Genomic DNA, 13,198 nt, shown 5'->3' with positions numbered 1-13,198 from the left:
TCGCTGCTCACTGCTCCCCGCGAGCGGCGCTGTTTTCCCCTTCGTCGGCCGGTCGCGCCGTCGCGAGAACGAATCCGACGCCGAACAGCGGCGCGCCCAGCACGGCGACGCCCGCGGCCAGCCCCAGCACGAGGGCGGAGACGATCACGCCGAACCCGTAGAATGGCGAGTACAGCGTCGCCGTCGGCCCGACCGCGAGCACGAAGCCGGCCACGGCGGTCCCGACGCCGAGCCAGCGCCGGCCGGTGCCGATGGCGTACCCCGCGGGGAGTAACGCGAACACCGGCACGAGGAATCTGGCGCTCGTCCACATGGCGAACGTGAGCCCGCGGATACCGACGGCGAGAGTCCCGACGGCGGTGGCGAGGACCGCGACCGCGAGTCCCCCGATGGCGACCCCGGCGAGCGCCGGATAGGAGCGGAGCGACGCCGGTTCCGTCAGCGACAGGCCGAGACCGAGCGCGACGAAGGCGACTCCGACGCCCACGAGCGGGGCGATTGAACTGCTGAGGACCGAAATCCCACCGGCGACCAGCGGCAGGAGCGCCACGAGGAGGCCGACGCCGGCGAGCGCGCGACCCGCTCGCCCCGTGCGGGCGGGCAGGCGGTGACGTATGGTCGACAGGCCCCCGCCGACCGCCCCGACCAGCGCGCCGAACGCGGCGGCCGGCACGACCACGTTCGTCAGGAGGTACCCCAGGAGCCCGGGGCCGCGCATCGTCACCACGGCGAGCAGGCTCAAGAGCGGGCCGACGGCGCTCTCCCGCGGGACGAACGTGACGATGTCGCCGCGATCGAACGACGTCACGCGCATCCGGCGGCCGTCGGCCGAGACGGTGCTGCCCGGCAGGGGCCGCCCGACGCGAGTGCCCGGGGGCGCGACGACGACGAGACGGTCCGCCCCGAGGCCGTCGATGTTTCGGTAGCCGTAGGTCTCGGTGAACGCGCCGGAGCGGAGCGTCCCGCCCACGGCCGGCTCGGCGAACTCGGGCTCGCGATACCGGAGCGTGACGACGCCGTCCCGGGAGACGGAGGCGTTCAGGAACTCGGTGTCCCACATGGCACGGTCGCCGATAGCGCGCCGGAGCGTCGCGTTCTCGCGCAGTCTCGCGCCGTCGCCGGCGAGGTGGTTCTGGACGACCCACGTGGCGGTGCCGTTCCCGTGGACGGTCACCGTTGCCGTGCTCCGCTCGACGGCGAGCGAGACGCCGTGGCGTTCCGCGGTGGTCGCGAACTGGTCGCCGCAGGCGTCACAGAGCGGACGCGGCGGCGGCGCTGCGCCGACGGGCGTTGCGAGAGCGAGTAGCGAGCCGACGAGCAACACGCTCAGGAGGAGGGGAAGCGAGCGGGAACCGGGGGAGGGCATACGTGGCCCCACCACGGGAACTGTCAAATAGTCAGTGAAGACTCAAACCGGCGCTGTACTCTCGGCGAAGCGAGCATTTCTCGGCTTCCCGTCGCTAGCCGACTCCCGCCGCGAGGTGTCGAGTGATGGTCGCTTCGATGGCCGCCGCGACGACGAAGAGCACGAGCGAGGCGGCCGCGTACCGGAGCACCATTCGAGCGCCGTCGGCCGTCAGCACCCTGTCTGTCTCCCGACGGAAGTACCGGAGCACGTCGAGGGGGATTCGCAGGCCCGCCGCGCCGGCGGTCCAGAGCGCGGCGAATTCGAGGACGCCGTGGGGAAGGAACAACCAGACGTGGTCGTTGTGGACCAGTTCGATGCCAAGCGGAACGCCGGTCAGAAACAGGTTCGCGAGCGTGAGCACGCCGAACCCGACGATAGTCGTGGCGAAGACGACGAGGTTGTTCCGGAGGATGCCCCAGAACGTCGGGTCAAAGGAGAGGGCGTACAGCGAGGCGCCGACCGTCTCCGCCACGCCGAGTCGCGACGAGAGCGTCGCCAGCAGGCCGGCCACCGTCCCGGCGACGGTGGTCGCCGCCGAGACGAGAAGCAGTCGTCTCCCCGCGCGCATCAGAGGAGCGTTCCCGCGGCCCCAGCGAGGAATCCGACCAGCCCGCCAACGAGGCTGATCGCGAGTCCGATTCGCTCCAGTCGCGGACTGTAACGCGTCAGCGACTCGTCGAGGACGTCGGGGCGGGTGAGGAGGTACGCAACCGCCCCGCCGCCGACGCCGAACATCGGGCTGACGACCGGCGAGAGGACGATTGCGGCGGCCACCGCGTAGAGCGCACCGACGACGAGCGTTGGGAGGACTCGTTTCAGTACCATCGTGCGTGTCTCATTCTGGCTGATATCGGTGTTTCGCTACGCGACGAGCGCACCGCCGGCGAGGGCGAGCGCCGTCCCGCCGGTCGCGACGCCCGCACCCGCGTACACGGCGGCCGACGCGCCGGCGTATTCACCGGCGGCGATGAGCGCGCCGCCGCCGGTCGCCATCGCACCGCCGGCTCCGGCCATCGCAGTTCCGTCGTCGCGGGTCTGCGTGTCGCCGCCCTCGCCGACGTACTCGTTGTACGCGTACGCGCCGGGCGCGCCGACGAGGGAGGACGCGATCAGGGCGGCAACAGACAGGGCGGTCAGGAGGGCGATTCCCCAGTCGTCTCGGATAGGTTCTGGCACGATCATCTGACGACTTCGTGACACTATCGCGGCCGACGTCACTTAATAGTTTACATTATCTGGTATTATATACTTATTTACAGATAAAGATTGACACACGAGTATGGAGTTCGAGACGCGACGGCGCAGTCCGACCCACCTGGCGACAGTCATCACTGACCCCGCGGAGTTCTACGCCAACGACCCCCAATCGACGGACCTGGTCTCTGCGGCGCTCATCGTGCTGAGCACGGCCGTCGCCAGCACGCTCGGGACGCTATACGCGATGTCGCTCGTTCTCGGTCGGTTCCCGGCGACGGTTCGGGCGTTCGCGTTTCTCGGGAGCGCGGTCTCGATTCTCAGCGGCCTGTTCGGGACCGTGTTGGTCTGGATCGCGGTGTCGGGAACGCTCTACTTGCTCTCCGCGACGTTCAGTGATACCGGGGACTTCCGGGACCTCGTCGCGGCCGTCGGCTGGGGGTTCGTTCCGGCGCTGTTCAGCGCGCTCATAGGGTCGGGGGCCGCCATCTACGTGTTCTCTCATCTCTCGCTCCCGGCGGTCGGCGAGGGCGTCGCTGCGGCGCTCCGCTCGGCGGGCGACGACCCGCTCATCGTGTTCGCCAACGCCCTCGGTGTCGTCTTCACGCTCTGGCAGGGACTCATCTGGTTCTTCGCAGTCAAGCACGTCCGTGCGCTCTCCACGCGGGAGACGGTACTCACCGTCGCCGGTCCAGTCGGTGTCGCCGTGGCGTGGTCCCTGCAGACGCTCCTGTAGGGGCCGAGTGCCTGTGTCTAGACATATCCGACACGTCCGACGAAATACAAGAACTCCAATATAAACTTTGAACCAGTGGTTCTTTCTCCTTTCGAAGCCCCCTTTCGGGAGACTCGACTAACGAGGTCGATGTCGCAGACACACCGCGTGTACCGACTGGTGAAACGCCCTAAAGGAACGCCCGACCGCGACACGTTCGACCTCTCGGAGGAGCCGGTACCAGAGCCCGGACCCGGTGAAGCCCTCGTCAAGACACTGTACCTCTCGGTCGACCCGTACATGCGCGGCCGGATGAGCGCCGCGGAGTCGTACGCGGAGCCGTGGGACGTCGGCGACCCGCTTCGCGGGGCCGTCGTCGGTGAGGTCGTCGAGTCGAACGGGGCCGGATTCGACGCCGGCGACGTCGTGACCGGCGACCTCCAGTGGGCGGACTACGCCACCGCGCCAGGGCCGGCGCTCACGCACGTCGATCCCGACCGCGGACCGATCTCGACCGCTCTGGGCGTGCTCGGTATGCCGGGACTGACCGCCTACTTCGGAACCACGGAGGTGGCCCGACCGTCGGCCGGCGAGACGTTCGTCGTCACCGGGGCCGCGGGAGCCGTCGGCTCGGTCGCCGGGCAGATCGCGAAACTCCGGGGCGCCCGCGTCGTCGGCTTCGCGGGCTCCGACGAGAAGGTCGCCTTCCTCGAAGACGACCTGGGCTTCGACGCGGGGATCAACTACGCGACGACCGACGACTATCGCGCCGCGCTGGACGAGGCCGCGCCGAACGGCGTCGACGCGTACTTCGACAACGTCGGCGGCGAGATCACCGACGCGGTGTTCACCCGGCTCAACACCGACGCGCGCGTGGCCGTCTGCGGCCAGATTTCGCAGTACAACGCCGAGGAGATGCCCGTCGGACCGCGCAAGCTGGCACAGGTGATCCAGACCCGGGCGACCGTCGAGGGGTTCCTCGTCTCCGACTTCGAACCCCGGTTCGAGCAGGCCGCGACCCGGCTCGGCCAGTGGGTCGCAAGCGGCGAGATCACGTATCGCGAGACCGTCACCGAGGGGCTCGAAAACGCGCCGGACGCGTTCCTCGGGCTGTTCGAGGGCGAGAACATCGGGAAACAGCTCGTCAAGGTGGCGGAGCGATAGGTCGGCGAGTAGAGACTCCCGTTGGCCGGGAAAAGAGAGACCGAACGCGAAAACGGGGGTATCGCCTTACAGTTCGCCGAGCTTGCGGAGGAGCTGGCCGCGGTACTCCTCGTCGGCCTGGACGCCCTTCAGTTCGAGGACGTTCCGTTCGAGCTTGTCGAGCGCGACGTTGAACGCGGTCTCGGCCCCGTAGCCCTCACCGGAGCCGGCGGCCTGGCCCTTGTTGGTCCGCAGGCGGATCTGGCACTGGATGAGCGGCGTGCCGCGGAGTTTCTCCTTGTGCTCGTGGAACCGGACGTGGGCGTGCTGGACCTGCATCGCCTGGTACTTGTCGGCCACCGTCTCGATGTCGGCCCGGATGTCCTCCCGGGAGATGGTGTCGAGGAGGGTGATGTTGGTGATCTGTACGTCCATGTGGTCCTCCTCCGTGTAGGTCAGGGCCCGGAGCACGTCGGTCTTCGTGAGGATGCCAACGACCTCGCTGTCGTCGTCTTCCGGCGTGACGACGAGGCCCGCGAAGTCGTTTTCGAGCATCCGGGAGACGGCCTCCTCGACGGAGTCGCCCATATCGACCGTCTCGACCGGGCTGTTCATGACGTCGTACACCGGCAGGTCGAGAACTCGCTCGATCTCGCCCGCGCGGTCGCCCCGGGTCGCCTTGTTCATGTCGCGGACGACCACGTCGACGATGTCGTGGCGGGTGACCATGCCGGTCAGGCTGTCGGTCTCGTCGAGTACCGGGAGCCGAGAGATGCCGTGCTTGCGGAGGAGATTGACGACCTGCCCGACGTTGGTGTCCTCCGAGACCGTGATGACGTCCTGCGTGTAGATGTCCTCGACGGTGAGTGCATCGAGGTTCTCGAGGACGGCGTCGAGGATGTCGTCCTCGGTGACGATTCCCCAGAGTTCGCCGGCCTCGAAGACAGGGGCGAGTTTTACCCCGCCCTCGACGAGGACGCGCGCGACCTCGCGCACGTCGTCGGTGCGCCCGACCTTCGGGGCCGAGCGCGTCATCGCCCCCGCTTTCGCACTGTCCTCGACGTGGGACTGGACCAACTGTTTCTGCGTGATAACGCCAGCGTACGCACCGTCCTCCGTGACGATGATGCCCTTGGGGTTCTCGCGCTCGAAGATAGACCGGACTTTCCCCAGGCGCTTGTTGGCGTCAACCTCGACAAACTCTCTGGTGGCGATATCAGCAATATCCATCGTTCTTCACAGTTCGAAGTTCTACGTGAAGGGTTATCAACCTTGGTTTAGTTCCTGCGAATCGGGAGACGGGCCAAGCTTTAGGCCGCTGGCTCCGACCACTGGATATGCTTCCAGACATCGGCGTCTTCGGTCCGTACACCTACCTCGTCACCGAGGTCGCCTGGGGGAGCGTCGCCCTCGCACTGCTGTGGCGGGCGGACGCGGTCCGCGAGGCGGCTCGGACCATCGCGGTCCTCTATCCGATCGCGTACGTCTGGGACTGGTACACCCTCACCGTCGGCGTCTTCTCGATCGAACTCCGAACCGGTGTCGACCTGCTCGGAATCCCCATCGAGGAACACATCTTCATCGTCGTCGTTCCGGCACTCGTCCTCGGTATCCACGAGACGATCCGGGAGCGCGCGGGTGACGATAGCACGGAACGGTCAGGACACTAACCCGTTTTACAGCCCTAACCCACACGGGGGTTCGCCAAACAACTGGAAACAACACTACTCGGAGAATGTCACGAATTCCCACAATAGGGATCCCGAGCGGTCCATCTGGCGTATGCCGTCACCTCTCACAGTAGATATATGTGTCAGCCGAGAGTTGCATCGACCAGCCATGAGTGACACTAGTCCAACACCTCACATCGAGCTCTACGTCCGCTCGATGCTCCCCGACGGTGCCCACGAACGCCAGGAGGAGGTCATCGACCGCCTCGATACGCTCGAGCAGAACGACCAGATCGCGAGCTTCAACGTCATCGTCTGGGGCAAGCAGATCGCCCCGCAGTCGGCCGCCGCAAACACTGAGGAGGGCCAGTTCATTCTGAATCGCGTCGCCGAGTTCAAGCAGTGGGCGCTCTCGAACAACGTCTCGTTCGAGTCGTTCTATCAGCGCACGCAGGTGGATTCCGAGGCCACCGAGTCGGCCTACGACGCGATGACGCTCCCGGTGATGGGCCTCGCCGAGTACGACGGGGACGAACTCGCCCACGTCGCTCCTTGCACCAAAGGCGACACGGTCCACACCATCGTCGACCGTCTCGACCGCCTCGAAGCAGGCCAGCCACCGGCGCTCGAACAGGAACGACGCAGCGTCAGTGTGGTCTAATCGGCGGCGTTCGCTCGAATCGTCTCGACGTAGGGGCCGAACGACTCCGCCCCCTCAAGCATCGTCAGTACTTCTTCCGGGTCGACCGCCAGTTCGTAGGCCGGTCGCCCCTTCCCAGTCGCTGACTCTGTCTTCGCTTTCGTCAACAGGCCCGCGTCGGCGAGCGTCCGTAGCGCCGCGATGACTCGCTGTCGCTCGACGCCACCGAAGGGGTCGCGGTCGATATCGTCGAGGTGGGCCTTTGCCGCCTGGGTCACGTCGTAGGAGTGGACCGGGGTCTCACCCGCGACCGTCAGTTCGACGACCGAGAGCAGGACGAACTGTTCGAACGAGTCCGTCGAATCGAGCGTGTCCATACCTGTCACTGTCAGGGTTCCATCAAGAAAGTACTGGAACGTGACGTGAGGCGGTGGCTCATCCGTTGGGTCGCCGCCTGACACGCTTGGGGTGTTTCGAGACGTACACCGGCGTCGGAAACACGGCCTCGACGAGTCGCCGCCCGAGCCGCGAGGAGAACGCCAACTCGAGCGGTTCCGCGAACGTCTCCAGTAACCGCTGTTTCCCGTTCGATGCGTCGAGGTCGAGGTCCAGGAGGTCGCCGGATCGGTACTCGACCGTCTCGAAGTACTTGGTCAGCTCCCTGCGGACGGTGATCGACCACACCGGGTGGTACGCCTCCCTGTACCAGTCGTCCCCGCGATCGTACTTCTGGTCGTACGGCCTCGCCACCCGATCGCCGATGGCTTCCGGTAACCACGGCATCCCGAGCGGGTAGCCGTGTCCGTCCCCCGGCCAGGCGCGGTTCGGACAGATCGAGATGAACACGCCGTCGTCGGAGAGCACGCGCGCGGTGTCCGCGATGAGTGCCTCCTCGTCGGGGACGTGCTCGAACACCATGTTCGAGACGATGGCGTCGACGCTGTCGTCCGGGAGCGGTATCTGCGTTCCGTCCCCTCTGACGAGATCGCAGTCGCAGCTTCTCGCCTCCTCCGTGAAGTCGATATCCAGCACGATCGCCCGACAACCGATCGAGTCAGCGAGCGCCGACGCTATCTTGCCGTCCTTCGCGCCGATGTCGAGGAGCACTGAGTCCTCGTCCAGTCGCTCGGAATCAGCGAGCGCCGACCGATATAGCTGTTTGAAGACAGTCGATGTCATGACGTGGGGTAGCGAGAGCCGCCAACTGCAGGCTGCTTGGTACGCTACTCTATCGGGAGCCCCTATCACTATCCGTCACTTATCTGCATAGGCAGGTGATAAACTCCGCGGGAAGGATGGACGATAAATGGCCCGTAACCGCGAAATCCACCATTAAGCCAACGCAATCGCGTCCGCGCCGAACTCGACGCTGAGGCCGTCGACAGCCCGTCACTACCCCGTATCTGCTCCATTACCGAGCCACCGCGACAGAGTAGTGGCACCCCATCTCTGGATCACAGATCGTTCGTGACAGAAAAGTAACTCGGACGGATCGTGAACCAGGGTCGTTCCGCTTCGCTCGTATCCAAGGTTCAACTCCACGTTACGAACACATTCGTCACTCGGGGGTTGCTCGCGACAGAATAAGTGGGTTCGGGCGGATTGTGAACCGAAGGAAGACTCGTTTTGCTCGGCGCTGCAACTCTCAGGGTTCAAATCCTTGGCATCCCAAACGACGACCGTGACTCGCTACGCTCGTCTTCCAGGGTTCAAATCGCCCTCACTGACGATTTCGTCGCTCGCGGGTTGCTCGCGACAGAATAAGTGGGTTCGGGCGGATTTGAACCGCCGGCCTCCTCCATGTCAAGGAGGTGTCATAACCGACCTAGACCACGAACCCTCACTGCGAGGTACACCTCATTGTATCCCGGGGGTATAATTGAAGGTTTCGAATTCGGTATCGCCACGGCGTCTGTTGATTACCCGCACACCCGGGCAGGAGTCGTGTCGGCCCCGATAGGCTTAAGTCGATGTACGGATTTGTGCATCACAACACGAAAGAGTCCATTGGTGGATACAATGAAGGAGTACATCGAACGCGTCACCGACGGAGAGGACCTGACACAGGAAGAAGCGCGCCGCGTCGCGACCACCGTCTTCGAGGACGCGACCGAGGCCCAGATCGGCGCGTTGCTGACGGCGCTGCGGGCGAAAGGCGAGACCGAGGCGGAGATCGCCGGCTTCGCGGAAGGGATGCGCGACGCCGCGCGGACCATCCGGCCGGACCGAGAGGGGCTGGTCGACACCTGCGGGACCGGCGGCGACGACTACGACACGATCAACGTCTCGACGACGAGCGCCATCGTCGCGGCCGGTGCGGGCGTGCCGATCGCGAAACACGGGAACTACTCGGTGTCGTCGCCGTCGGGGAGCGCAGACGTGCTCGAAGAGGTCGGCGTCGACATCGAGGCCGAACCGGAGGACGTCGAGGAGACAATCGAGCGCGAGGGCATCGGCTTCATGCTCGCGCCCGTGTTCCACCCGGCGATGAAGGCCGTCATCGGCCCGCGCCAGGAACTCGGTATGCGGACCGTCTTCAACATCCTCGGGCCGCTGACCAACCCCGCCGACGCGGACGCGCAGGTCCTCGGCGTCTACGACCCCGACCTCGTTCCGATCATGGCCGAGGCGCTGGCCCGCCTGGACGTGGAGCGCGCGCTCGTCGTCCACGGTGACGGCCTCGACGAGATCGCCATCCACGGCGAGACGGCCGTCGCAGAGGTCACTGGCGACCGCATCGCGGAGTACACCATCACGCCGGAGGACATCGGCCTGGAGACCCACGACATCGAGGACATCGCGGGCGGCGAGCCCGCGGAGAACGCGGCCGACCTCCGCGGCATCGTCTCCGGCGAAATCACCGGGGCGAAGCGAGATATCATCCTCGCGAACGCCGGCGCGGCCATCTACGTCGCCGGCGTCGCCGACACCCACGAGGAGGGCGTCGAGCTGGCGCGAGCGGCGATCGAGTCAGGCGACGCCGCGGCGAAGCTCGAAGATCTGGTCGGGGCATGACGCGCGTGAAGATCTGCGGCGTCACCGGAGGAGAGGACCGCGACGCCGTCGTCGCGGCCGGGGCCGACGCCGTCGGCGTCATCCACGGCGTCCCCGTCGACACGCCCCGCGAGGTCGACGAGGCGACGGCGGCGACCCTGATCGACGGCGTCCCGCCGCTCGTGACCGGTGTCCTCGTGACGATGCCGACGACGGTCCAGGAGGCCGTCACGCGCGTCGACGCGGTCGAGCCGGACGCGGTGCAGGTCCACGACGGGCTCTCGCCGGCGGAACTGGGCGCGCTGGACAGTCGGATCACCCAGTCCATCGTCGCCGTCGTCGCGGCCAACGCACCTGATATCGAGGACTACGCGGCCCACGCCGACGCCCTGCTGGTGGACTCCGTCGACGCCGATGGCGGCGGCGGCACGGGCGAGACCCACGACTGGGAGCGCACGCGCGAGGTCGTCGACTCGCTCGACGTGCCCGTCGTCCTCGCCGGTGGACTGACGCCCGAGAACGTCGCCGAGGCCGTCGAGACGGTCGGCCCGTTCGCCGTCGACGTGGCCAGCGGCGTCGAGTCCGAGGGCGGCCGGAAGGACCACGACGCCGTGGAGCGGTTCGTCCGCAACGCGACCGGGGCCGCGGAGGGGTCGGCGTGAGCCTCGACGTCTCCCGCGAGGCGTTCGTCGAACAAGCCGAGGCCGACCGGCCCGTCGTCGTGCGGACGGCTGCCGAACTCGACGCGGACGTGGAACCGCTCGCAGCGTATGCGGCACTCAGCGGCCGCTCAGACGACGTCGGCGGGAGTGACTACACGTTCCTGCTCGAGAGCGCCGAGAAGGTCGCCTCCAGCGACCCGGACGGCGCGTTCGCGCCGGAGACCGACGACCGCCACGCCCGCTTCTCGTTCGTCGGCTACGACCCGCGGGCGGTCGTCACCGTCACCGGCGACGACAGCGAGGTGCAGGCACTCGACGAGCGCTACGCCGACCTCGTGACGACCGACGGCGGCGACGTGGTCGACGACCTCCGCGCCGCGATGCCGGACGTGACCCTCCGGAACTTCCCGGAGATGGACCGCCAGCACCTCGAAGGCGGTCTCGTCGGCTTCCTCTCGTACGACGCCGTCTACGACCTCTGGCTCGACGAGGTGGGCCTCGACCGCCCGGACTCGCGGTTCCCCGACGCCCAGTTCGTCCTGACCACGTCGACGGTCCGGTTCGACCACGTCGAGGAGACCGTCTCGCTGGTGTTCACGCCCGTCGTCAGACAGGACGAGGACGCCGGCGAGCGCTACGACGAACTGGTCGCCGAGGCCGAGCGCGTCGAGGCCGTCCTCTCGGACCTCGACCCGCTCTCGACCGGCGGCTTCCGCCGCGAGCGCGAGTCGGCCGGCCCGCAGGACGAGTACGAAGACGCCGTCGAGCGGGCCAAGGAGTACGTCCTCTCGGGCGACATCTACCAGGGCGTCATCTCACGGACCCGCGAACTGTACGGCGAGGTCGACCCGCTGGGCTTCTACGAGGCGCTCCGGGAGGTGAACCCATCGCCGTACATGTACCTGCTGGGCTACGACGACCTGACAATCGTCGGCGCGAGTCCCGAGACGCTGGTCTCCGTCGCCGGCGACCACGTCGTCTCGAACCCCATCGCGGGGACGTGCCCCCGGGGGAACTCTCCCGTCGAGGACCGCCGCCTCGCCGGCGAGATGCTCGCCGACGGGAAGGAGCGCGCCGAGCACACGATGCTCGTGGACCTGGCCCGCAACGACGTGCGCCGCGTCGCCGAGGCGGGCAGCGTCCGCGTCCAGGAGTTCATGAACGTCCTCAAGTACAGCCACGTCCAGCACATCGAGTCGACGGTCACGGGCCGACTCTCGCCCGAAAAGGACGCCTTCGACGCCGCCCGCGCGACGTTCCCCGCGGGGACGCTCTCGGGCGCGCCGAAGATTCGCGCCATGGAGATCATCGACGAGCTCGAACGCTCTCCCCGCGGTCCCTACGGCGGCGGCGTCGGCTACTTCGACTGGGGCGGCGACGCCGACTTCGCCATCGTCATCCGCTCCGCCACCATCGAGGACGCCGACGAGTCTGACCGCATCACGGTCCAGGCCGGCGCGGGCATCGTCGCCGACTCCGATCCCGAGAGCGAGTACGTCGAGACCGAACAGAAGATGGACGGCGTGCTGACTGCTCTGGAGCAGATCGAGGACCCCCCGTCGACCGACGGGGCCGAGGGAACCGACAGCGACGAAGCCGATGCGACCGCCGGCGAGGACGCCGCCGGGGAGGTACCCAGATGAGCGCCTCGCGGCCGGCCGGCGAGGACGCGGTCAGGGACGACCTGCGGGTCCTGTTCGTCGACAACTTCGACTCCTTCACGTACAATCTCGTGGAGTACGTCTCCGAGCACGCCGAGACCGAAGTCGTCCGAAACACGGCGTTGCTCGACGACGTGCGGGCGTTCGACCCCGACGCCATCGTCCTCTCGCCCGGTCCGGGCCACCCGAAGAACGAGCGCGACGTCGGTGTCACGCTCGACGTGCTCCGCGAGGTCAGCCCCGACGTGCCGACGCTCGGGGTCTGTCTCGGCCTCGAATCGGCGGTGTACGCCTACGGCGGCACCATCGGTCGCGCGCCGGAACCCATCCACGGCAAGGCCTTCCCCATCGACCACGACGGCGAGGGCGTCTTCCGCGGCCTCGAACAGGGCTTTCAGGGCGGGCGCTATCACTCGCTGATCGCCGAGGACGTGCCCGAGGAGTTCGTCGTCAGCGCGACCACGGAGACCGAGGACGGCACGGAACTGGTCATGGGCGTGCGTCACCGCGAGCACCCCATCGAGGCCGTCCAGTTTCACCCGGAGTCAGTCCTGACCGCGGTCGGCCACGACGTGATCCGGAACTTCCTCGCCGGGCTCTAGATAATCTGGAAGCCCAGCATTCCGAGCAGCCAGAGGACGGCGACGGCGACGATGGCGAGGACGACGATTCGCCACGCCATTTTCATGACGAACCGGCCGACCAGCAGGACGAGCGCGACGACCAGGAGACCGGCCAGCAGCGCGGGCAGTGAGGGGACCCCACCGAGTTGCAGGAGCCAGAGCATACGGGGGACAACGTCGGCCGGGGGGAAATACTTCGTGGCTGGCAGGGCACGGTGGCGGGGCTGTCGACGCCGTCGTTTTCGACGGTGCGCGGGCCGGACCCCTATTCCGAGAAACCGCAGGACGGCGGTGCGTCTGACGCGCTCATATTCGGTTCCTACCAGCCGTTAGTCGGCGGCTATCTCGCGTCGAAACCCCCTGCTGTTTCGACTGGATATGTCGCTCACGTCTGGTGGTTCCACGGAGGTCGATTTCACTTTCACCCCGGTCTACACACTATTAAGAAGAGTCCGACGCATCTATTCCGATGTACGCGACTATCGTCT

The 13,198-nt window shown here is 66.9% G+C and carries 16 protein-coding genes and 1 tRNA gene; 8 read left to right on the top strand and 9 right to left on the bottom strand.

Going from position 1 to position 13,198, the window contains the following annotated elements; all coding sequences use genetic code 11:
- Nucleotides 1-7: 7 nt before the first annotated feature.
- From ACOZ4I_RS11215 to ACOZ4I_RS11200, 4 genes are all read right to left on the bottom strand, one after another.
- Nucleotides 8-1,366 (bottom strand): hypothetical protein, encoded by a 1,359-nt coding sequence (locus ACOZ4I_RS11215; protein ID WP_423999536.1) that lies wholly within the window; start codon nt 1,364-1,366, stop codon nt 8-10.
- Between the two features lie 94 nt (nt 1,367-1,460).
- Nucleotides 1,461-1,976: a stage II sporulation protein M gene (locus ACOZ4I_RS11210; protein WP_423999534.1), complete on the bottom strand. Its 516-nt coding sequence runs from the start codon at nt 1,974-1,976 to the stop codon at nt 1,461-1,463.
- Nucleotides 1,976-2,233 carry a hypothetical protein gene (locus tag ACOZ4I_RS11205; protein ID WP_423999532.1) on the bottom strand — a complete coding sequence of 86 codons (258 nt, stop codon included), beginning with the start codon at nt 2,231-2,233 and terminating at the stop codon, nt 1,976-1,978. Before ACOZ4I_RS11205 ends, ACOZ4I_RS11210 begins: the two co-directional genes overlap by 1 nt.
- A 36-nt stretch (nt 2,234-2,269) precedes the next feature.
- Nucleotides 2,270-2,590 (bottom strand): hypothetical protein, encoded by a 321-nt coding sequence (locus ACOZ4I_RS11200; RefSeq protein WP_423999530.1) that lies wholly within the window; start codon nt 2,588-2,590, stop codon nt 2,270-2,272.
- 97 nt (nt 2,591-2,687) lie between these two features.
- On the opposite strand from ACOZ4I_RS11200, the gene ACOZ4I_RS11195 reads away from it, so the two are divergent.
- A complete protein-coding gene (locus ACOZ4I_RS11195) occupies nt 2,688-3,338 on the top strand; it encodes a YIP1 family protein (protein ID WP_423999528.1) in 651 nt (216 codons plus the stop codon).
- A 129-nt stretch (nt 3,339-3,467) separates the two neighbouring features.
- Nucleotides 3,468-4,481: an NADP-dependent oxidoreductase gene (locus ACOZ4I_RS11190; RefSeq protein WP_423999526.1), complete on the top strand. Its 1,014-nt coding sequence runs from the start codon at nt 3,468-3,470 to the stop codon at nt 4,479-4,481.
- 66 nt (nt 4,482-4,547) lie between these two features.
- Here ACOZ4I_RS11190 and ACOZ4I_RS11185 read toward each other — a convergent pair whose 3' ends face one another.
- On the bottom strand, nt 4,548-5,690 hold the full coding sequence (locus ACOZ4I_RS11185; protein ID WP_423999524.1) for a CBS domain-containing protein: 1,143 nt from the start codon (nt 5,688-5,690) through the stop codon (nt 4,548-4,550).
- 107 nt (nt 5,691-5,797) lie between these two features.
- Here ACOZ4I_RS11185 and ACOZ4I_RS11180 point away from each other — a divergent pair, with 107 nt between their 5' ends.
- Together ACOZ4I_RS11180 and ACOZ4I_RS11175 are read left to right on the top strand one after the other, a co-directional pair.
- The gene (locus ACOZ4I_RS11180) at nt 5,798-6,130 is read left to right on the top strand and encodes a lycopene cyclase domain-containing protein (RefSeq protein WP_423999522.1); all 333 of its coding nucleotides are present in this window, start codon (nt 5,798-5,800) and stop codon (nt 6,128-6,130) included.
- A gap of 169 nt (nt 6,131-6,299) precedes the next feature.
- Entirely contained in the window at nt 6,300-6,791 is a 492-nt protein-coding gene (locus ACOZ4I_RS11175) for an HTH domain-containing protein (protein ID WP_423999520.1), read from the top strand.
- Here ACOZ4I_RS11175 and ACOZ4I_RS11170 read toward each other — a convergent pair.
- The 3 genes from ACOZ4I_RS11170 to ACOZ4I_RS11160 all read right to left on the bottom strand — a co-directional run bounded on the left by ACOZ4I_RS11170 (nt 6,788) and on the right by ACOZ4I_RS11160 (nt 8,610).
- Nucleotides 6,788-7,147, bottom strand: a complete 360-nt coding sequence (locus tag ACOZ4I_RS11170; RefSeq protein WP_423999518.1) for a hypothetical protein — start codon at nt 7,145-7,147, stop codon at nt 6,788-6,790. The genes ACOZ4I_RS11175 and ACOZ4I_RS11170 overlap by 4 nt on opposite strands.
- A 58-nt stretch (nt 7,148-7,205) precedes the next feature.
- The gene (locus tag ACOZ4I_RS11165; protein WP_423999516.1) at nt 7,206-7,949 is read right to left on the bottom strand and encodes a class I SAM-dependent methyltransferase; all 744 of its coding nucleotides are present in this window, start codon (nt 7,947-7,949) and stop codon (nt 7,206-7,208) included.
- A 586-nt stretch (nt 7,950-8,535) separates the two neighbouring features.
- Nucleotides 8,536-8,610 (bottom strand) — tRNA-Val (locus tag ACOZ4I_RS11160).
- A 179-nt stretch (nt 8,611-8,789) separates the two neighbouring features.
- Here ACOZ4I_RS11160 and trpD point away from each other — a divergent pair.
- Genes trpD through trpG form a run of 4 tightly spaced genes read left to right on the top strand, consistent with a single transcriptional unit; the run spans nt 8,790 to nt 12,689 of the window.
- Nucleotides 8,790-9,785 (top strand): anthranilate phosphoribosyltransferase, encoded by a 996-nt coding sequence (gene trpD / locus ACOZ4I_RS11155; protein ID WP_423999514.1) that lies wholly within the window; start codon nt 8,790-8,792, stop codon nt 9,783-9,785.
- Entirely contained in the window at nt 9,782-10,426 is a 645-nt protein-coding gene (locus ACOZ4I_RS11150; RefSeq protein WP_423999512.1) for a phosphoribosylanthranilate isomerase, read from the top strand. The genes trpD and ACOZ4I_RS11150 overlap by 4 nt, the downstream gene beginning before the upstream one ends.
- Nucleotides 10,423-12,069: an anthranilate synthase component I gene (gene trpE / locus ACOZ4I_RS11145; protein WP_423999510.1), complete on the top strand. Its 1,647-nt coding sequence runs from the start codon at nt 10,423-10,425 to the stop codon at nt 12,067-12,069. Before ACOZ4I_RS11150 ends, trpE begins: the two co-directional genes overlap by 4 nt.
- Nucleotides 12,066-12,689 carry an anthranilate synthase component II gene (gene trpG / locus ACOZ4I_RS11140; RefSeq protein ID WP_423999508.1) on the top strand — a complete coding sequence of 208 codons (624 nt, stop codon included), beginning with the start codon at nt 12,066-12,068 and terminating at the stop codon, nt 12,687-12,689. The genes trpE and trpG overlap by 4 nt, the downstream gene beginning before the upstream one ends.
- On the opposite strand, the gene ACOZ4I_RS11135 is transcribed toward trpG, so the two are convergent.
- Complete coding sequence (locus ACOZ4I_RS11135) at nt 12,686-12,874, bottom strand: hypothetical protein (RefSeq protein WP_423999506.1); 189 nt, start codon at nt 12,872-12,874, stop codon at nt 12,686-12,688. The genes trpG and ACOZ4I_RS11135 overlap by 4 nt on opposite strands.
- Nucleotides 12,875-13,198: the final 324 nt, after the last annotated feature.

The sequence above is a fragment of the Haloarcula salina genome (assembly GCF_049603855.1).
Lineage (GTDB): Archaea > Halobacteriota > Halobacteria > Halobacteriales > Haloarculaceae > Haloarcula > Haloarcula salina_A.
The sequence above is the reverse complement of the archived record's forward strand: the minus strand, read 5'-3'. Positions and strand labels throughout refer to the sequence as shown.